Genomic DNA, 17471 nt, shown 5'->3' on the forward strand with positions numbered 1-17471 from the left:
TTCGGGCCGCCCTTTCTGCTTTCGGAGAGAATTACTTACGCCTCGATGGGCCTGGCGCTCGCGCGTCTGCGCTGGATGGCCGGCGCGCAAAACGTTGCCAGCGCGACCAGAGCAAGCACGACGATCATCCCGTTGCGCAGTCCGTATTCCTCGCCCACGAAGCCCAGAAGCGGCGGGCCGACGAGGAAGGCGACATAACCCGCGATCGCAACGATCTTGACGCGTGCCGCACCGTTGGGCCCGGAATCGCCGGCAGCCGAGAGCGCGACGGGAAAACCGAGCGATGCACCAAGCCCCCAGAGAACCACGGCAACCGCTGCCAGAGCCGGATGGCTGGCAAAGATGACAATGGCGATGCCAGCAGCTCCCGTCACGGCGCTGGCGGCAACGACCGCTGCGCGGCCGTAACGGTTGAGAAGTACGCCGCCGCCGAAACGGCCAACGGTCATGGCAGTGGCGAAACCGAGAAAGACCATCGATCCGGCTGTCGGGCTGAAACCGTATTCATCGACCATAAGCAATGGCAGCCAGTCGTTTGCCGCACCTTCGGCCAGCGCCATGGCAAGCACGATAAAACCGATCAACAGAACGACCGGCTCCTTCCACACAGGCACCTGCGCGGCCGAACCATTCGCATGATCTCCCTCTCCGTCATGGACAACCGAACTGACCGGAATATGCCGGATGGCCGTGGCGATGACGGGGATACAGATCAGCGCGATAACCCCCATATGCAGTGCCACCGGGAAATGCAGGGCATTGAGGGCAATGCCGATTAGTGCGCCAAACACCGTGCCGAGGCTGAAGAAACCGTGCAGCGCATGGAGAAGATGTTTGCCGGTGATGCGCTCGACATCCGCCCCATCCATATTGACGGCGATTTCCGCGCCACCGACGCCGAGGCCGAAAAAGCACAGCCCCAGAGCCACCGTCAGCGACGAAGCGATGGTGACACCGAGCGCCAAAGTTGCCAGCGACAGAATGATGAAACACAGGCCGGTGAACATCACCTTGCGTGTGCCGAACCGGCCGACAAGCGCACCGGCACTCAGAATGCCGGTCATCGAGCCGACGGAGAGGCCGAACAGCACGGCGCCCATTTCAGCGATGGACACACCGAGACTGTCGCGGATCGCCGGCGTGCGCGTGACCCAGGAGGCCATGGAGAGGCCGGGAATGAAGAAGAACGCAAACAGAGCAAGGCGCCGTTTTTGAATTGATGTGGTCAAGAAAAGCTCCATCGGCCACGTTAAGAACAAATGTACACTTGCGTTATGTACGTTTGTACGCATAAGTCGTCAAGACTGAATAAGAGGACAGATGAATGACGGCAGAAGGGTCTTCGGGCGGCAACAGGCGATACGATCCCGACCGCAAGGCGCGGATCATCGAGGCCACGCTGGAGGTCATTGCCGTTCAGGGCGTATCCGGCACCACCCATCGCCGGGTGGCGGAAGCGGCCGACGTGCCGCTGGGCTCGATGACCTACCATTTCGCCAGCCTCAACGATCTGCTCAAGCAGGCGTTTTTAAAGCTGACGCAGGAGATTACCCATCATTTCGACGCAGCGTTTCAGAAGGCGCAGACCGCCGATGAAGCCCGCGAAGTCGTCGTGGATGTCATGTGCGGCTGGTACGCCATGACCGACCGGAAGATGACCCTCATTCTGGAGCTTTACGCCTATGTGGCTCGCAACCCGCAAACCAGGCACGTCATGACCGGATGGATGGCAAAAAGCCGGGAAGCGCTCGAACGGCATTTTTCGCCTGCTGTAGCCGCATCGCTCGACGCCATGATCGAAGGCGCGACCATTCACAACTTCATGCACCCGGACGGCATTTCGCGCGACGCCGCCCGCGTTATCGTTGCGAAGCTCTCGAGTTAGAGCGGTTCAGCGAGATCAGCGGTTTCTGAAAATCGTGCAGGGCACCGATGCCGCCCCGATCTCCGCAGAAAGCTTGTTCGCGTGCTCGCGGGTCTCGCGGTCGATCCTTGCCGCATAACGCGGGCGATAACCAAAATTGCCGCCGCGCTGACGCACGATCAATGTCCCTGGGCATTAAGCAGTGCCGGCAGCTGAAGGATGGCGCACGTAAAAAGGCTGCCGCCGGTCGCTGTCCGCAAAAGCCCCCGCCCCCAACGATAGAGTCTATGTGCCGGATTTCCGACATCAGAAGGAAGCAGGCTATTGAACGTGAAGCGATCCACGCCGCCTAACCAACCCGCCATCTGCTGTCACATATCAGCGTTGCAGAATGAGATATATGCATCTGCCCAAAATGAGAGCATAAGGCACATAGCTTATGCAAATGAGAGCCTTTGTCATGGATTGGGTCCCTGTCGTCTTCGTCATCTTCAAGGCTGCCGCTTTGGGCTTGGCCATGTTCTTCGCCATCAAGTGGCATTATGATCAGGGTGAAAAGGGTGAGACGCTGGCGCTGGTACGCACGGGCGGCAAGGTAGCGGCGGTCTTTGCGCTGGCAGTACTGGCTCTGGCAGTCTTCGCATTTTTCCTCAGCAGTCAGCTCGGTCTGGACTTGAGCCTGTGATGGCTAGGCATTCGGCGCCCCCTCCCCGTCACCGAACGCGCGTTTTCGTGATCGGTCCGGCGCGCGATATTAGCGTGTCGTTAACCATCCGAACCTAGACAATCGTCGGCACGGTGGTCGATGATCTTCCGCCCGAGAGCAGAAGACCGCCATGTCAGTTATCGCCTTTTCCCTTCGCAAGAGCGGTCGCGTGAAAACGCTGATCTCTGCAAAACGCTCGGCCAGAGCGAAGCGGAAGGCGCAGGGCAGTGCGAAGCAGGCAAGATCCCGCCTCGTCATCCTGTCGGCCTGTTTCATCCTTGCCTATTGCGCAATGTTTGCCCGGATGACCGAATACGGCTTCAGCCCGGCGGAGGCGACTGCATCCATTCCCGCCAACAATAATATCGCGGCGCGTCCGGACATTACCGATCGCAACGGCGAGCTTCTGGCAACAGACGTCCACACCGTCTCGATGTTTGCCGAACCCTTCCGCATCGTCGATCTCGATGAGACGGTGGAGAAGATTTCGGGCCTTTTTCCCGATCTCGATCGCAAGTCGCTCTATGCCAAGCTTGCTGACAAGCGCCAGAAATTCATCTGGGTCCGCCGCCAGCTGACGCCGAAGCAGCAGAGCGAGGTGCTGAAACTCGGCATCCCCGCCATCGGTTTTCGTCCGGAAGTGAAGCGGTTCTATCCCGATGGCCGTATCGCAGCCCATGTGCTCGGTTATGTCGATATCGACAATCGCGGCGTCGCCGGCATGGAGAAATATCTCGACATGCAGGGCCTTTCCGACCTGAAGAGCGTCGGGATGACCACCGAAGAAGCGCTGAAGCCGATCCGCCTTTCGCTCGATATCCGGGTGCAGAACGTCGTCTATGAGGCGGTTCGCCACGCGATGACGGAATACAAAAGCAAGGCTGCCGGTGCCGCCGTCATCGACATTCATACGGGCGAAGTGCTGGCGCTTGCTTCCGCACCCGATTTCGATCCGAACGATCCGCAGGCCGATGGCGGAGACGGCTGGCTGAACCGGATGACGAATGGCACGTTCGAAATGGGCTCGACCTTCAAGACCTTCTCGATGGCGATGGCGCTCGATTCCGGCGTGACAAAACTTTCCGATACGTTCGACGCCACGACGCCGCTTCATTTCGGCCGCTTCACCATTCATGACGACCGCGACGTGCCGCGCCGCTGGCTGACAGTACCGGAGGTCTTCCGCTACTCCTCCAATATCGGCACGGCGAAGATGATGGACCGGGTCGGTATGGATAACCAGAAAGCCTATCTCACCAGGTTCGGGCTTTTGACACGGATGGAAACCGAACTGCCGGAAGTGAAGACGCCGAGCCAGCCGAAAGTGTGGAAGAAGATCAACGCCATCACCATCTCGTTCGGCCATGGCGTGGCGACCACGCCGCTGCAGACGGCAGTTGCGGGCGCTGCCCTCGTCAATGGCGGCGAGCTTATCGAGCCGACCTTTTTGCCGCGCACGGCAGAGGCTGCCGAGCAGACCGCTACACGCATCGTCAAGCCGAGCACGAGCGATACGATCCGCACTCTGTTCAAGCTCAACGGCGAAGAGGGTTCGGGCAAAAGTGCAGATGTTCCCGGCTTCCATGTCGGCGGCAAGACGGGAACGGCGAATAAGGTCATCAACGGCAAATATTCGCACACGCTGAGCTTCAACGCCTATCTGGCGGCCTTCCCGATCGATCACCCGCAATATGTCGTCCTGTCCTTCTGCGACGAACCGCTTTCGGGCGAAGGTACGACGAGCACGTTTGCCACCAATACGGCAGCCCCGATGGTGAAGCAGATCGTTGCGCGTGCAGCACCGATGCTCAACGTCGTCCCGGACTTCGAGCCGACCATGGTGGCGAACTACTGAGACAGCCGGCCCCGATGAAAAATTCGCTTCTCGGGGTCGAAGCGCACCGCAACCGAAATCGCGATGAAATTTGTCGACACCACCTGTGCGGGTATAATTTTAGATAGATGTAAAATAATATATTAGCTAATAGGCAATCATAAAGACCTGCCGCTACCATGGCCTCGACGCACTCTCTGCACACGGGGCATTTCGATGAAGCACATCTCGATCGTCGGCAAGTTCATGGCCATCATGGCGTTGTTCGGTATCTTCGCCATCGCCATTGCGGGTTACAGCAGTTCACGCATCTATGAGATCAACGGTTCCTATGGCGATCTTCTACACAAGGAGAGTACGGCATCGCTTTCGGTAGCGCGCGCCAACCGGTCGATCCAGATGGCGCGGGCGGCGATAGGTGATCTTTTGATGTCGCGCACGCCGGAGGGCAATGCGGCCGCGACCGCGGAACTACAGCATGCGCAGGCGGGATTTTCCGAGCGGATGGATGCGGCGATCGGCATTCTTTCTGATAACCGGGACCTGCATGCGTTGAAAGCTGCCGGCCTTTCGATCCTTCAGCAATCCTGCGCACCGGCAATCAGGCTTGGCGAGGTCGCAAAGACGGAGAGCGAGATACAGGCATCGCAGGAAGCTTTCCTTACCGGCTGCCAGCCGCAGTTCGCCGCATTTGCCGAAACGTCGACGAAAATCACCGACACGATCATCAGTAGCGTATCGGGCAAGGCCGAAACTCTCGGCAGTGCAGCCAACACCACGGCATTGACTACGCTTGGCGGCGTCCTGCTCGGTCTTATCCTCGTGCTGTCGGTCGGATTCTTTGCCATTCGCAGCTGGCTGGTGCGGCCGATCAAGCAATTGCAGGCAACAATGGTCAACTTGGCCAACGGCAATCTTTCCGTCACGATCGACGGCGTTGATCGCCGCGACGAGGTGGGCCAGATGGCTGGTGCGGTGCAGGTATTCAAGGATAACGGCCTGCGCACCCGCGAAATGCAACAGCAGGCAGAAGACAACCGCAGCGCCCAGGATGCGGAGCGCCAGCGCAATGCGGAAACCGACCGCGTGCGGGCAGCAAACATGGCGCAGGCAACGGAAGGGCTGGCAGAGGGGTTGAAGCAGCTTTCAGGCGGCAATCTGGCAGTCACGCTTAACCGGCCGTTCAGCCCGGATTTCGAGGGGCTTCGATCGGATTTCAATTCCGCCGTGGCGCAGTTGCGTGACACCATGCAGGCTGTTTCGGACGCCACCGGCGCGATCGACAGCGGTTCGCGCGAACTTTCCCAGAGCGCCGGGGATCTTTCCCGCAGAACAGAACAGCAAGCCGCCTCGCTGGAGGAGACCGCAGCAGCACTCGACGAGATCACCTCGAATGTCACCAATTCCTCTAACCGCACGGAAGAGGCGCGCGGAATGGCCGTGGAAGCCAATCAATCGGCGTTGCAATCGGGTGAGGTGGTCGCGAAGGCGGTCAATGCGATGCAGAAGATCGAACAGTCGTCGGAACAGATTTCCAGCATTATCGGGGTGATCGACGAGATCGCCTTCCAGACCAATCTTCTGGCGCTGAATGCGGGTGTGGAGGCAGCCCGCGCAGGTGAAGCGGGCAAAGGTTTTGCGGTGGTAGCCCAGGAAGTGCGCGAACTCGCCCAGCGCTCGGCCCAGGCGGCAAAGGAGATCAAGGAGCTGATCCGTAACTCCGCCGATGAGGTCAGAAGCGGCGTTTCGCTGGTCAGCGCTACCGGTATTGCGCTTGCCGGCATTCGCGATCACGTCTCGGCGATCAATAGCCAGCTGGATGCGATTGCCACATCATCGAAGGAACAGTCGGTCGGCATGTCGCAGGTGAATGTTGCGGTCAACCAGATGGACCAGGTCACGCAGCAGAATGCCGCCATGGTGGAAGAGGCAAACAGCGCCAGCGTGGCGCTTGCCGGTGAAGCGGAGCGGCTGCGTGTGCTGGTGTCCCGCTTCGATCTCGGTGGGGATGCGCCAATCGCAACGGCCGCCGCTGTGCGCGCCGTCTCGCCCGCAGCGCAGGCGCGTCAGGTTCACTCCTCGCCCGCCCGGGTGCTGGCAGGAAAACTGGCGGCCGGACTGGGGCTCGCTCCGAGTGCTTCCGGAGATAACTGGGAAGAGTTCTAAGCTACCGCGTTCCTTCGGTCGCAAGCTTCACCCCAAGTGCAGCAAAGGATGCGGCGAAGGCGCGGCGCATCCAGTTCATCGCGGTTTCGCTTTGCAGCAGATATTGCCGCCCAGTCGCGGCAATCGCGGCATAACCGATAAACACGATGAAGGTCATGGCGGTGAAGCCGAGACCCAGTTCGACCAACAGCCCAACCGGGCTTCCAGCAGGCACAAACTGCGGGATGAAGGCGACGAAGAACAACGGCAGTTTCGGGTTCAGTATATTCAGCAGAACGCCGCTGCGGATAAACTGCAGCGGGGATTTTGGTTCCGTTGGGCGCACCGACAGCCCGCCTCGTCCTTTCAAAACCGCCCAGGCCATCCAGAGCAGATAAGCAACGCCGGCGAATTTGATCGCCTGGAACAGAACCGCGCTCGTGTGGAGAATAGCGGCAAGACCAGCCATGGCGACGACAAGATGGATGACCGTCGCAATCGTGCAACCGATCGCAGCCCAGAAACCCGCCTTCAATCCGCCACCAAGTGTCGATGACAGCGTGTAGACGACACCGATGCCAGGCGAGAGGCATATTATGAAAGCCGTCACCAGATATTCGAAGGTCATCCCTCACTCCCTTCCATGATCGCAATGCGAAGACAGGGTTGCAAGGATGGAGCAGGAAAGCGCATCGATCAAGCTGTGTGCGCCGCCGAAAGATATTCTTCAATCTTCGACGCAATAAAAAGGGCGACCGAAGTCGCCCTGCTTAAACTCTGTCGTTGTCTCGCGCTCAGTAAACACTACGACTGTTATGCGTCTTGCGGTAGATGTTGCGCGAGGCGCGATCCTGCATCTGTTCAATCTTTCGGCGTTCGCCGCGCGTCACATACCCATCGCGAGCCGTCCGTGCCTTGAAACGGTCGATACGGTTCTGCTGGCGCTGGATCTGGCGCAATTCGCCAGGCGTCAGTTCGCCTCTCGCCGCGCCGCGATAGATGCGATAGTCCTGACGGTGTTCACGGGCCTCGCTGCGATAGGTCTGCGCCTGGGACAGGGTCGGAATGGTTGCGGCCATCATAAGGGCCACTGCGCCGATGACGATCTTCTTCATGCCTTACTCCTTTTGACGGTCATACTCGCTTGAAGAGCGAGGCGACGATGGAGAGATAACGGTGAACCGGGCCTGAAGGTTTCATTCACAAAGCGCAACGAAGTGAAACGAATTGGCTCACTTATTCGCAACGTCGCAGCAATCGGGCGGGGAAGCTTTGTCTCGCTGATCCCAGTAAAATCAGGATTATGACGTGAATTTTGCGCCGCTTCATCCCCGCTGCGAATGGCGGTCACATAATCATGTCGCTTTCGCCACCGGAGTGTTTCGCGAGACGTTCGTGGGCAGGCGGAAGCTGGCATAAGGCCTGTCGCAGTCACGCCTGCGGCATGCAAGGCATGTCCGCAAGCCGACCCATCCTCATGAAAGGAAGAAATCGAGGGAAACCGGCAGGACATCAACCAATATGCCAGGCCGCGCAATTGCAACGCCACCCAAACCTATATCCCGATTCCGCATTTGCGCGGCCTCTCCCCTGTTTCACATCACGCGCCAAGCTTTGCCTGGATCGTTCATTTTTAGCGAACAATTTGTCCACCTTCGTTCATCTTTCGGGGTGCCGATAAACGTGGCACATACAGCTCCAGAGAATTCAACCGCTGGCCCGAAAGACCGGAGCTGGCGAATATCTGGAGACTTCCATGTCTAGCTCGCAAAACACCATCGTCCTGATCGCCCGTATCCTTCTGTCCTTCATCTTCATCTATTCCGGCTTCGGCAAGCTGACCGATCCGGCAGGCACCGCCGGCATGATCACCGGTGCAGGCCTGCCTGCTGCGACGGCTCTCGCCTATCTCGCCGGCCTGTTCGAATTCGTCACCGGTCTTGCCGTTCTCGTCGGCTTCCAGACCAAGATTGTCGGCTGGGCGCTGGCACTCTTCTGCATCTTCACCGGCGCCGTCTTCCATTCCGGCACCGTTGCCGTTCCCGGCTGGCCTGACCCGGCTCTCGGCTGGATCAATGCGCTGAACGGCATCATGCTGATGAAGAATTTCACGCTGGCCGGCGCATACATCCTGCTCGCAACCTTCGGCCCGGGCGCATATTCCATCGACGCCCGCCGTGGTTCCGTCGCAATTGCCGCCTAACGATTATCAAATCCCTGCCAAGACATTCCCGCCGGACCAACATCCGGCGGTTTTTTTATTGTCTGGATAAAGGACTGTTCTAGCGGCGGATATTTTTGGCGAGCCAGACGGTCGCGCCGCCGCAGGCAGGATCCTGCGAAATCTGGGCGACCACCTTAAAGCCGTTCTTCTGCAGCAGTGCCTCATATTCGGCCTTTGACAGGCTGGCATGGTAAAGCGGCTCGCCGCCGAACTCGCCCATCGCCTCACCTTCGAAATGACCGCTGGTAAACATCAGCGCAGCACCCGGACCGGCAAGCGCGCCGAAGCGCGGAAACATCGCCCGCTGGTCATCGGCATTCAGGTGAAAGAAGCTGTGCCACGCAAGAATGCCGGAAAACTTGGTCGGTATGTAAAACTTCCGCATGTCGTCTTCATGCCAGGCCATGCCCGGAAACCGCTCGCGCGCCAGCCCGATCAGCGTTTTCGACGTATCGACGCCGGTGACATGAAAACCTCTGCTGATCAGGTGCGCAGCCATCGGCTCGGCCGCCCCGCAACCGAGATCCAGCACATGGCCGCGCTGCGCGATAAGCCCGCTAAAATGATCGAGCCAGGGCCGTTCGAACAGATTGCGGCCGCGCACCTTGTCGAAGGCCAGCGCGTGTCGCTCGTAAAGCCCAATAATGTTGGCGTCTGCGCCCGACATCCTGGTCACACGGCCTTGCGGACCGCCTCGACGATCGCCGCGATGCGGGCGTCGCCCTCGTGCTCGGCCTTGCGGGCGCGAACAAGGCAGGCTTCCGACTTCAGGATCACGCCATCGGACAGGATCTTCAGGTGATTGGCCTTCAGCGTCGAGCCGGTCGAGGTGATGTCGACGATGATATCCGCCTGTCCCGCGGCAGGCGCTCCTTCGGTGGCGCCAAGGCTTTCGACGATGCGATAGAGCTGGATGCCGTGACTTCCCGAAAAATGCTGCTGCGTCAGCCGCCAGTATTTGGTGGCGATCTGCAGACGGCGGCCATGGCGCGAGCGGAAGTCGGCGGCAACGTCACCAAGATCCGCCATCGTGTCGACATCGAGCCAGATCTCCGGCACGGCGACGACGACATCCGCATGGCCGAAGCCGAGGCGGGCCGAAATTTCGACCTTACGGTCGGCATCTGCCAAACCTTCGCGGATCAGGTCTTCACCGGTCACGCCGAAATCGACCGTTCCGGCACCGATCTCGCGGGCAATCTCGGAGGCAGACAGGAAGGCGATCTCGATATCGTCGTGACCGTCGACCTTGCCGCGATAGGAGCGCTCGTTACCGACGGCAACGATCGGCATGCCGGCGCGCTCGAAGATTGCGGACGCATCTTCCTTCATGCGGCCCTTGGAGGGGAGAGCGATGGTAATCATAGACATCAGCGCGCCCTCGCCTGTTCGATCCGGTCGAGCCAGAGCGAGAAGCCCACGGCCGGAATATCTTCGTTCGCACCGAGAAGCGTCATCAGCCGGTCAAAACGCCCGCCACCGGCCAGAACCGCGTTGTCGCGGCTGACTTCGAAGACGAGCCCGGTGTAATAATCGAGCGGACGGCCGAAAGCGGCGCGGTAGGTCACCTTGGTCAGGTCGACACCGAGATCGGCCATGGCCTCCGCGCGTGCCTGAAACGTCACGAGTGCCGCACCCATGGCAAGCCCCGCCGCATCGGCGAAACCGGCCAGCGCTGCGGGAGCCTCGGAAAGTGACATTTCCAGCGACAGGAATTCGCTCAGGAGAAGAAGCGCCGAGCCATCGAGCCTTGTTTCGGCCAGCGATTGCTTTTCCTTCAGCCGGGCTGCGATTTCGCGCGGCGAGCGGCTGGCATTGGTGGAGTACCCCGTCTCTTCCATGGTCCGGTCGATATGGGCGATCAGCGCCGCCTCGTCCTGGCTCAGAAGCGCGGCAAGCTCTGGTGACAGACCCGTTTCAGCCTGCGGGCTCGCCAGCGTCATCAGCAGGTGCCGCAGATGGGCATTGTTGCCGAACGACTGGATCAGCCGCTTCTGCCAACCGCCGGGAAGCCCGAGCGCACGAACGACCGCCTCGAACACAGCCTGGTCGCCCAGCGTCACGTTCAACCGGCGGCCGGGTATGAGGTTGTGCAGGATCTGCATCGCATCATTGACAGCGCGCGCATCGGCATTGGCCGTTGCGGTCTCGCCGAGATCCTCGATACCGGCCTGATAAAACTCGTTATCCCCCTCGCGGCGCTGGCGGAACACTTCGCCAAGATAACAGTAACGCCGCGGTGTGCCGGTGGCGTTTTCGATATGGCGCAGGCACACCGGAATGGTGAATTCCGGCCGCAGGCACAGGCTCTCGCCCGTTTCGCTTTCGGTGAGGAAGATGCGGCGACGCAGGTCTTCGCCCGCCATGTCGAGAAAGGGTGCTGCGGGCTGGATGACGGGCGTATCGATACGCGCGGTACCGCGCGCGGCGAATTCATCGAGCAGGTGGGTCGAGAATTCGGGCATGTTGATCAGAGGCATGGGCGCACTCCCGGAATGTTGGAGAGACGCTTAAACATCCTTGGCCCGCCTGCGGTCTTCGGCCTGGGCAGCCAGGATTTCCTTCACCTTGGCGACGAGGTCGGCTTCGGAGACAGTCTCCTGCGCCACACGGGCCTCACGCCAGGACGCGTTATCCTCGATCTCGCCCGAAAGACGCTTGCCCTCGATCAGATCCTTGATCTGCACGACACCTGTCGCGCGCTCATCGCCGCCCTGGATGATGGCGATCGGGCAGCCGCGGCGGTCGGCATATTTCAGCTGATTGCCGAATTTCTTCCAGTTGCCCTGGTACATTTCGGCGCGGATGCCTTCGGCACGCAGCGCCTGGGTGAAGCGCTGGTAACGGCCCATGCTTTCCACATCGCCATCCATGACGGTGACGAGAACCGGAGCGATCACCTCGTCCTGGCCGAGCTTGCCGAGGTTCTTCAGCGCCGTCATCAGGCGCGAGACGCCGATGGAGAAACCCGTGGCCGGAACCGGCTGGCCCATGAAGCGCGACACGAGACCATCATAACGGCCACCGCCGCCGACAGAGCCGAAGACGACCTTTTCACCCTTCTCGTTGGTCACGTCGAAGGTCAGTTCGGCTTCGAAGACCGGACCGGTGTAATATTCGAGGCCGCGGACGACGGAAGGATCGATTTTGATGCGGTCCGCTCCGTAACCTGCACCGGTCGCCAAGGCACCGATCGTGTTCAACTCGTCGACGCCTTCTCCACCTCTTTCGGTGCCGGCAACCAACTCGCCGAGCTGGGCGGCGCTTTCCGCATAGTCCTTGATGCCGACGAAGAAGAGAACCTTGTCGATCTGCTCCGCATTGAGGCCTGCGCCCTTGGTGAAGTCACCGCTCTCGTCCTTGCGGCCTTCGCCGAGCAAAAGCTTCACGCCTTCCGGGCCGAACTTGTCGAGCTTGTCGATGGCGCGTAACACGTTCAGGCGCTGGCCGGCTTTGTCATCGCCGCCGAGGCCGATCGCTTCCATGACGCCGTCGAGAACCTTGCGGTTGTTCACCCGGATCACGTAGTCGCCGCGCTTGATGCCGAGCGCTTCCATCGTGTCGGCCATCATCATGCACATTTCGGCATCGGCCTGAACGCCCGGTGCGCCGACCGTATCGGCATCGAACTGCATGAACTGGCGGAAACGGCCAGGGCCGGGCTTTTCGTTGCGGAACACGTAACCGGCGCGATAGGTGCGGAACGGCAGTTGGATCTCGTTGAAATTCTCCGCGACATGACGGGCAAGCGGTGCCGTCAGATCATAACGAAGCGACATCCACTGCTCGTCGTCGTCCTGCAGCGAAAAGACGCCTTCGTTGGGGCGGTCGCTATCGGGCAGGAACTTGCCGAGCGCGTCGGTATATTCGAACAGCGGCGTTTCGACCGGATCGAAACCGTAACGCTCATAGACCTCGCGGATTTTCGCGGTCATCTCGTTGGTCGCATGGATATCGGCAGCCGAGCGGTCGACAAAACCGCGCGGCAGGCGGGCCTTGAGTTTCTGTGGCTTTTTCTGCTTGTCGCTCATGATCGATATCCATTGCTTTGTGGCCTTTCGGAAAGGCCGAAAATACGAGCGGTTTCTTAGAGGATCATGCCTTGAGCGGCAAGGGCGGCGGCTGGCGAAGTATCAAGCCGGATGGTATATATCCGATCCTCAAAGGGATCATCGCCATGAACAAGCGCGTTGCCGTTGAAATCCCGGAAGCCATGCATCGTCTTCTTCGTCGCTACGCCGATCTCCACGGCTTCGATACGGATGCCTATGCTGCCCAGGTTCTTCATAAGCATCTTGAAGATGTGCATGACATTGCGATCGTTGAGGCGCACTTGGAAGAAGTTCGAAACGGCAATTCACGTACGTACACGATGGAGGAGCTTGAAAAGGAGCTAGGTCTGGACGATTGAATAAAATATCGCCAGGAAATCGATCGCTAATTCATGATCCTCGAAGCCATCCAATATGCCGCGACCGCTCTGGTCACGCCACGCGAATTCCGTCCCTTCATCCGTTCCTCCCTCGGCCTCTGGGGCCGGGCGGGGCGCTGCGCCAAAGACTGGGCGGCGCATGAAGAGAACTGCCACGCCTTCATCCGCGAGACGATCGCGCCGATGAAACAGCGGCGCACCGCCGTGGTGCTCGGCTCCGGCCTGCTGCGCGATGTGCCGATCGTCGAACTGTCGAAAAGCTTCGATACGGTCGTGCTGGTCGATCTCGTCCATCTCGCCAGCGTCAGGACATGGATCAGGGCAAAACGGCTCTCCAATGTCCGGTTGATCTCGCGGGATCTTTCCGGCCTGCCGGATGCGTTGTCCGGCAAGTCGCCCGAGCCGCTCGCCTTCCTGCGGCAGGTGCCTTATCTCGATCTGGTGGTCTCGGCCAATATCGTCTCGCAGATCGGCGTCGGCTGCCGCCGGGTGTTGGAGCGATCCGCCCATGAAAATCCGGATGCCATCATTTCGCAGCTGATCCGCGCCCATCTCGACGGACTTGCCCAACTGCCCTGCAAAACGGCGCTGCTGACGGATGTGGCTTACGAGGTGACCGATCGCAACGGCGCGATCCTGGAGGAGGACGACCTTCTCTGCGGCGTTGCGCCACCGGAGGCGAAGCGTCAATGGGACTGGCCGGTGGCGCCCTTCGGCGAGATCGGCCGCGACCGGCAGGCCATCCATCGGGTGATCGCGGCCTGAACCGCAGCCATATTTAATCCCACGATATCAGATCAGCGTGACGTGATCCCGGCCTCGCTTGATTTCCGAGGCCCGAAGCTTAGAATCATTGCAATGAGACAGCTCGCCGCCATCATGATGTTTGCCGCATGGCTCCTTTACGGAGCGATGCCGGCTATGGCGGTGATGCCCATGGCTGGCGCGGTAGTGGCTGGGTCGGCAATGGATGCCGGAACTTCAATGCCGCAGCATGCCAGGTCCGCTCATTCGGGACACGGCGATGTTGCGCAATCCGGCCCCGTGCATGGCGAAATGCAGCAACCATGCCCGCACAAGAGCGAAGGCGGCAACAAGATCTGCGTCGCACCTTTCTGCTCCGCTTGCCTCGTGATGCCGCCGCATATCACATTTGCCGATGGCGGCCGTTTCGTCCACCGTTACCCCGCACCGGAAACCGGCTTGTCGCTGATCGTTTCCGGCCCCGCGCCGCTGACGCCTCCTCCCCGAGCCTGATCGTTTTTCGTCAATCAGTCGAATAACGAATTTCAGGACACGGAAGGATACCTCATGTCCAGGACCACGATCATCGCCGCAGCTGCGGTAACGCTCGCCTTTGCCACCACCTCCTTTTCCGGCGCTTCTGCGCAGGAAATGAAGGGCCATGACATGAAAGGCCATTCCGGCATGACGATGAATGCGGCGTCAGCCGACGACAGCGCCTCGACAAAAGCCTTCAAGGCCGCCAATGCAAAAATGCACCAGGGCATGGCGATCGAATTTTCCGGCGATGCGGATGTTGATTTCGCCCGCGGCATGATCGCCCATCATCAGGGTGCAATCGATATGGCCAAGGTCGAACTCGAATTTGGAAAAGACCCGGTGCAGCGCAAGCTGGCTGAGGCCGTCATCAAGGCGCAGGAAGCAGAAATCGCCGACATGCAGGCCTGGCTGAAACAGCGCGGAAAATAACAGCTGAATGAGATGCGCCCGGGCATGCTTGCCGCTTGCCCGGCGTCCATCTTCCTCCATATGATAAGGCCGGAGGCTCGATCCCATGCGCCCGATTACCGCTATCGGCTTCGATGCCGATGATACGCTCTGGCAGAACGAACAATATTACCGGCTGACGGAAGAACATTTTCAAACCCTGCTCGGCGATTTTGCCGAGGGTGCAGATATTTCCGCCAAGCTGCTCGAAGCCGAGAAGCGCAATCTCGAATATTACGGTTTCGGTATCAAGGGTTTCACCCTGTCGATGATCGAGACCGCCGTCGAGATCACCGAGGGCAAGGTGCCGACGCAGACGATCACCAAAATCCTCGAGATCGGCCGCGATCTCCTGCGCCATCCGGTCGAATGCATGCCGCATGTGGAAGAGACGCTCGAAGCGCTGAACGGCCATTATCTGCTGGTGCTGATCACCAAGGGCGACCTGTTCGACCAGGAGCGAAAGCTGGCGCAATCGGGGCTCGGCGACTATTTCGATGCCATCGAGATCGTCTCCGACAAGAATGCCACCACCTATCGCCGTATCTTTCACAAGGTTGCCGAAGGGCCGGAACGGGCGATGATGGTGGGCAATTCATTGAAATCCGACATCGTGCCGGCAATTGCCGCCGGCGCTTACGGTGTCTTCATTCCCCACGCACTGACCTGGGTTCTTGAACACGTCGACGCGCCGACCGATGCTCCACGTTTTCGCCAGATCGAACATCTCGGCGAGCTGAACGGCGTTCTCAACGGCATCACCTCGGCCTCGGAGTAAACCTCAGGGCCGCTTAAAGCGAAGCCGCATCTCGTCCACCTCGCTCTGGCAGAAGCAGCCGTCGATATGGTCGTTGACCATGCCCATGGCCTGCATGAAGGCATAGATCGTCGCCGGGCCGACAAAGGTCCAGCCGCGTTTCTTGAGGTTCTTGGAAAGCGAAACGGAGACCGGCGTGGTCGGATTGGCGCGCAATGTTTCGAGATCGCGCGTAGCCGGGCGCTGATCCGCGCCGGGTTCGAAACTCCAGAAGAATTTGGCGAGCGAGCCGAATTCCTGCTGCAGCTCGATCGCGCGGCGCGCATTGTTGATGGTCGAGACGATCTTGCCGCGATGGCGAATGATACCCGCATCCGTCACCAGCCGCTCGATGTCGGCTTCACCGAATTCCGCCACCTTGTGAAAATCGAACCCGGCAAAAGCTGCGCGGAAATTCTCGCGTTTGCGCAGGATCGTCAGCCAGGAAAGGCCAGACTGGAACCCTTCGAGGCAAATCTTTTCGAACAGGCGGATATCGTCGGTGACAGGGCGGCCCCATTCTTCGTCGTGGTAACGGCGGTAATCCTCCAGCCCGCCATGCCAGAAGCAGCGGCCCTTGCCATCCTCTCCCGTAATGATGCCCGCCATTTCCTTCTCCCAGACCATATGCCCCGTTTCCAAAATCTGAATCGTTAACGGCAGTATCGCCGGTTTCAGTTTCAGGCAACCATGTCTCGAAACCGCCGGCTAACCTTGCCGGAAGCTATATCGGATTTGACGCATGAAACGCGCCACCCGTTTACCATTCGCTTTGAGCTTGCGTTCACCATTCTGCCCAGTTGGCGGGGGTACCGCCTTTCGGTGATTGTAACGAGTGGATCCGACATGAAGGCGAAACTTCTTCTCGCGCTGGGCCTTGCTGCCCTGTTTTCCAGTTCCGCATTGGCGGATGATCGTTATCGCGAACGCCCGCCGATCGTGGTCAGCCCAGATCTCGCAGCCCCATGGCTGATACAGCTCGGTGCCCAGCCGCAGGCACGCCAAAGACAAGTCCAGCCTCAGCGCCAGATGAAGCCGCAGGCCGTGGTGACCGGCCAGCGCAACTATTACCCGGCAGCACCAAGCCGTGCCGGTGTCGCGCAACAGGCGGAAGTTCAGCAACCGGCCCGCACGCCGGTCGTGCGCCGTGGCATTTTCGGCAATAGCGATAGCCAGGTGCAGCAGGTGGCCGTACGCCCCAATCGCGCCATCCGCAGCCAGATCGAACCACAGTTCCTGCCCCAGATGGTGGCTTATGACATAAAGGAAAAGCCGGGCACGATCGTTATCGATACCAATAACCGCTTCCTCTATCTCGTGATGGAAGGCGGACAGGCGAAGCGTTACGGCGTCGGCGTCGGCAAGCCGGGTTTCGAATGGGCCGGCGAGCACAAGGTGACCCGCAAGGCGGAATGGCCGACCTGGGTGCCGCCGCAGGAGATGATCGCCCGCGAGGCCGCCAAAGGTCATTACCTGCCGGCGCGCATGGATGGCGGCCCGGAAAATCCGCTCGGTGCGCGCGCCATGTATCTCGGCTCGACACTCTACCGTATCCACGGAACCAACGCGCCCTGGACGATCGGCAGCGCGGTTTCCTCCGGCTGCATCCGCATGCGCAACGAGGATGTCACCGATCTTTACGGACTGGTTGATGTCGGAACCAAGGTCATCGTGATCTAGGTTTTACGCCCTTCGGCATCTATTCATGTGGCCGGATCGACACGATCCGGCCGTTTTAT

At 59.9% G+C, this 17471-nt stretch carries 19 protein-coding genes and 1 pseudogene; 11 read left to right on the forward strand and 9 right to left on the reverse strand.

Translation table 11 applies throughout. From position 1 onward, the window contains the following. Window positions 1–35: 35 nt before the first annotated feature. On the reverse strand, window positions 36–1229 hold the full coding sequence (locus tag HNQ72_RS12025; protein WP_210319568.1) for an MFS transporter: 1194 nt from the start codon (window positions 1227–1229) through the stop codon (window positions 36–38). 95 nt (window positions 1230–1324) lie between these two features. Here HNQ72_RS12025 and HNQ72_RS12030 point away from each other — a divergent pair, with 95 nt between their 5' ends. Next, window positions 1325–1885 (forward strand): TetR/AcrR family transcriptional regulator, encoded by a 561-nt coding sequence (locus HNQ72_RS12030; protein ID WP_183992475.1) that lies wholly within the window; start codon window positions 1325–1327, stop codon window positions 1883–1885. 15 nt (window positions 1886–1900) lie between these two features. Here HNQ72_RS12030 and HNQ72_RS30520 read toward each other — a convergent pair. Next, a pseudogene (locus HNQ72_RS30520) lies at window positions 1901–2115 on the reverse strand (lytic transglycosylase domain-containing protein); the annotation flags it as partial. Between the two features lie 209 nt (window positions 2116–2324). Here HNQ72_RS30520 and HNQ72_RS12035 point away from each other — a divergent pair. From HNQ72_RS12035 to HNQ72_RS12045, 3 genes are all read left to right on the forward strand, one after another. Continuing rightward, window positions 2325–2549: a hypothetical protein gene (locus tag HNQ72_RS12035; RefSeq protein WP_210297757.1), complete on the forward strand. Its 225-nt coding sequence runs from the start codon at window positions 2325–2327 to the stop codon at window positions 2547–2549. 151 nt (window positions 2550–2700) lie between these two features. Continuing rightward, window positions 2701–4425: a peptidoglycan D,D-transpeptidase FtsI family protein gene (locus HNQ72_RS12040; protein WP_183992476.1), complete on the forward strand. Its 1725-nt coding sequence runs from the start codon at window positions 2701–2703 to the stop codon at window positions 4423–4425. 195 nt (window positions 4426–4620) lie between these two features. Further along, window positions 4621–6570 (forward strand): methyl-accepting chemotaxis protein, encoded by a 1950-nt coding sequence (locus HNQ72_RS12045; RefSeq protein WP_183992477.1) that lies wholly within the window; start codon window positions 4621–4623, stop codon window positions 6568–6570. Between the two features lies 1 nt (window position 6571). On the opposite strand, the gene HNQ72_RS12050 is transcribed toward HNQ72_RS12045, so the two are convergent. Together HNQ72_RS12050 and HNQ72_RS12055 are read right to left on the reverse strand one after the other, a co-directional pair. Beyond that, entirely contained in the window at window positions 6572–7177 is a 606-nt protein-coding gene (locus HNQ72_RS12050; RefSeq protein ID WP_183992478.1) for a LysE family translocator, read from the reverse strand. Window positions 7178–7343: 166 nt separating this feature from the next. Continuing rightward, on the reverse strand, window positions 7344–7664 hold the full coding sequence (locus HNQ72_RS12055) for a hypothetical protein (protein ID WP_183992479.1): 321 nt from the start codon (window positions 7662–7664) through the stop codon (window positions 7344–7346). A 641-nt stretch (window positions 7665–8305) separates the two neighbouring features. On the opposite strand from HNQ72_RS12055, the gene HNQ72_RS12060 reads away from it, so the two are divergent. After that, the gene (locus HNQ72_RS12060; protein ID WP_183992480.1) at window positions 8306–8752 is read left to right on the forward strand and encodes a DoxX family protein; all 447 of its coding nucleotides are present in this window, start codon (window positions 8306–8308) and stop codon (window positions 8750–8752) included. Between the two features lie 79 nt (window positions 8753–8831). On the opposite strand, the gene HNQ72_RS12065 is transcribed toward HNQ72_RS12060, so the two are convergent. Genes HNQ72_RS12065 through hisS form a run of 4 tightly spaced genes read right to left on the reverse strand, consistent with a single transcriptional unit; the run spans window position 8832 to window position 12804 of the window. Next, the gene (locus HNQ72_RS12065; protein ID WP_183992481.1) at window positions 8832–9440 is read right to left on the reverse strand and encodes a class I SAM-dependent DNA methyltransferase; all 609 of its coding nucleotides are present in this window, start codon (window positions 9438–9440) and stop codon (window positions 8832–8834) included. Between the two features lie 5 nt (window positions 9441–9445). Next, complete coding sequence (gene hisG, locus HNQ72_RS12070) at window positions 9446–10138, reverse strand: ATP phosphoribosyltransferase (protein ID WP_183993111.1); 693 nt, start codon at window positions 10136–10138, stop codon at window positions 9446–9448. 5 nt (window positions 10139–10143) lie between these two features. Further along, a complete protein-coding gene (locus HNQ72_RS12075; RefSeq protein ID WP_183992482.1) occupies window positions 10144–11253 on the reverse strand; it encodes an ATP phosphoribosyltransferase regulatory subunit in 1110 nt (369 codons plus the stop codon). A gap of 30 nt (window positions 11254–11283) precedes the next feature. After that, window positions 11284–12804 (reverse strand): histidine--tRNA ligase, encoded by a 1521-nt coding sequence (gene hisS, locus HNQ72_RS12080; protein WP_183992483.1) that lies wholly within the window; start codon window positions 12802–12804, stop codon window positions 11284–11286. 71 nt (window positions 12805–12875) lie between these two features. Between hisS and relB the strand changes: the two genes are divergently transcribed. From relB to HNQ72_RS12105, 5 genes are all read left to right on the forward strand, one after another. Continuing rightward, complete coding sequence (gene relB, locus HNQ72_RS12085) at window positions 12876–13184, forward strand: type II toxin-antitoxin system RelB family antitoxin (protein ID WP_183992484.1); 309 nt, start codon at window positions 12876–12878, stop codon at window positions 13182–13184. A gap of 33 nt (window positions 13185–13217) precedes the next feature. Next, window positions 13218–13970, forward strand: a complete 753-nt coding sequence (locus HNQ72_RS12090) for a hypothetical protein (protein WP_183992485.1) — start codon at window positions 13218–13220, stop codon at window positions 13968–13970. 93 nt (window positions 13971–14063) lie between these two features. Beyond that, window positions 14064–14462, forward strand: coding sequence for a hypothetical protein (locus HNQ72_RS12095; RefSeq protein ID WP_183992486.1), 399 nt, complete (start codon window positions 14064–14066; stop codon window positions 14460–14462). A gap of 138 nt (window positions 14463–14600) precedes the next feature. Further along, entirely contained in the window at window positions 14601–14918 is a 318-nt protein-coding gene (gene copM, locus HNQ72_RS12100) for a CopM family metallochaperone (RefSeq protein ID WP_373289447.1), read from the forward strand. A gap of 85 nt (window positions 14919–15003) precedes the next feature. Further along, entirely contained in the window at window positions 15004–15714 is a 711-nt protein-coding gene (locus tag HNQ72_RS12105; protein WP_183992488.1) for an HAD family hydrolase, read from the forward strand. Window positions 15715–15717: 3 nt separating this feature from the next. Here the strand turns inward: HNQ72_RS12105 and HNQ72_RS12110 are convergent, their stop codons facing one another. After that, window positions 15718–16341: a DNA-3-methyladenine glycosylase I gene (locus HNQ72_RS12110; protein WP_183992489.1), complete on the reverse strand. Its 624-nt coding sequence runs from the start codon at window positions 16339–16341 to the stop codon at window positions 15718–15720. 237 nt (window positions 16342–16578) lie between these two features. On the opposite strand from HNQ72_RS12110, the gene HNQ72_RS12115 reads away from it, so the two are divergent. After that, the gene (locus HNQ72_RS12115) at window positions 16579–17412 is read left to right on the forward strand and encodes a L,D-transpeptidase (RefSeq protein WP_183992490.1); all 834 of its coding nucleotides are present in this window, start codon (window positions 16579–16581) and stop codon (window positions 17410–17412) included. Window positions 17413–17471: the final 59 nt, after the last annotated feature.

The sequence above is a fragment of the Aliirhizobium wenxiniae genome (assembly GCF_014201355.1).
Lineage (GTDB): Bacteria > Pseudomonadota > Alphaproteobacteria > Rhizobiales > Rhizobiaceae > Neorhizobium > Neorhizobium wenxiniae.

Coding starts and splice junctions, on each gene's coding strand:
- copM (WP_373289447.1), top strand. CDS start 14,601: ATGAAGGGCCATGACATGAAAGGCCATTCCGGCATGACGATGAATGCG.
- HNQ72_RS12105 (WP_183992488.1), top strand. CDS start 15,004: ATGCGCCCGATTACCGCTATCGGCTTCGATGCCGATGATACGCTCTGG.
- HNQ72_RS12110 (WP_183992489.1), bottom strand. CDS start 16,341: ATGGCGGGCATCATTACGGGAGAGGATGGCAAGGGCCGCTGCTTCTGG.
- HNQ72_RS12095 (WP_183992486.1), top strand. CDS start 14,064: ATGAGACAGCTCGCCGCCATCATGATGTTTGCCGCATGGCTCCTTTAC.
- HNQ72_RS12050 (WP_183992478.1), bottom strand. CDS start 7,177: ATGACCTTCGAATATCTGGTGACGGCTTTCATAATATGCCTCTCGCCT.
- hisG (WP_183993111.1), bottom strand. CDS start 10,138: ATGATTACCATCGCTCTCCCCTCCAAGGGCCGCATGAAGGAAGATGCG.
- HNQ72_RS12090 (WP_183992485.1), top strand. CDS start 13,218: ATGATCCTCGAAGCCATCCAATATGCCGCGACCGCTCTGGTCACGCCA.
- hisS (WP_183992483.1), bottom strand. CDS start 12,804: ATGAGCGACAAGCAGAAAAAGCCACAGAAACTCAAGGCCCGCCTGCCG.
- HNQ72_RS12045 (WP_183992477.1), top strand. CDS start 4,621: ATGAAGCACATCTCGATCGTCGGCAAGTTCATGGCCATCATGGCGTTG.
- HNQ72_RS12040 (WP_183992476.1), top strand. CDS start 2,701: ATGTCAGTTATCGCCTTTTCCCTTCGCAAGAGCGGTCGCGTGAAAACG.
- HNQ72_RS12075 (WP_183992482.1), bottom strand. CDS start 11,253: ATGCCTCTGATCAACATGCCCGAATTCTCGACCCACCTGCTCGATGAA.
- HNQ72_RS12065 (WP_183992481.1), bottom strand. CDS start 9,440: ATGTCGGGCGCAGACGCCAACATTATTGGGCTTTACGAGCGACACGCG.
- HNQ72_RS12060 (WP_183992480.1), top strand. CDS start 8,306: ATGTCTAGCTCGCAAAACACCATCGTCCTGATCGCCCGTATCCTTCTG.
- HNQ72_RS12115 (WP_183992490.1), top strand. CDS start 16,579: ATGAAGGCGAAACTTCTTCTCGCGCTGGGCCTTGCTGCCCTGTTTTCC.
- HNQ72_RS12030 (WP_183992475.1), top strand. CDS start 1,325: ATGACGGCAGAAGGGTCTTCGGGCGGCAACAGGCGATACGATCCCGAC.
- HNQ72_RS12055 (WP_183992479.1), bottom strand. CDS start 7,664: ATGAAGAAGATCGTCATCGGCGCAGTGGCCCTTATGATGGCCGCAACC.
- HNQ72_RS12035 (WP_210297757.1), top strand. CDS start 2,325: ATGGATTGGGTCCCTGTCGTCTTCGTCATCTTCAAGGCTGCCGCTTTG.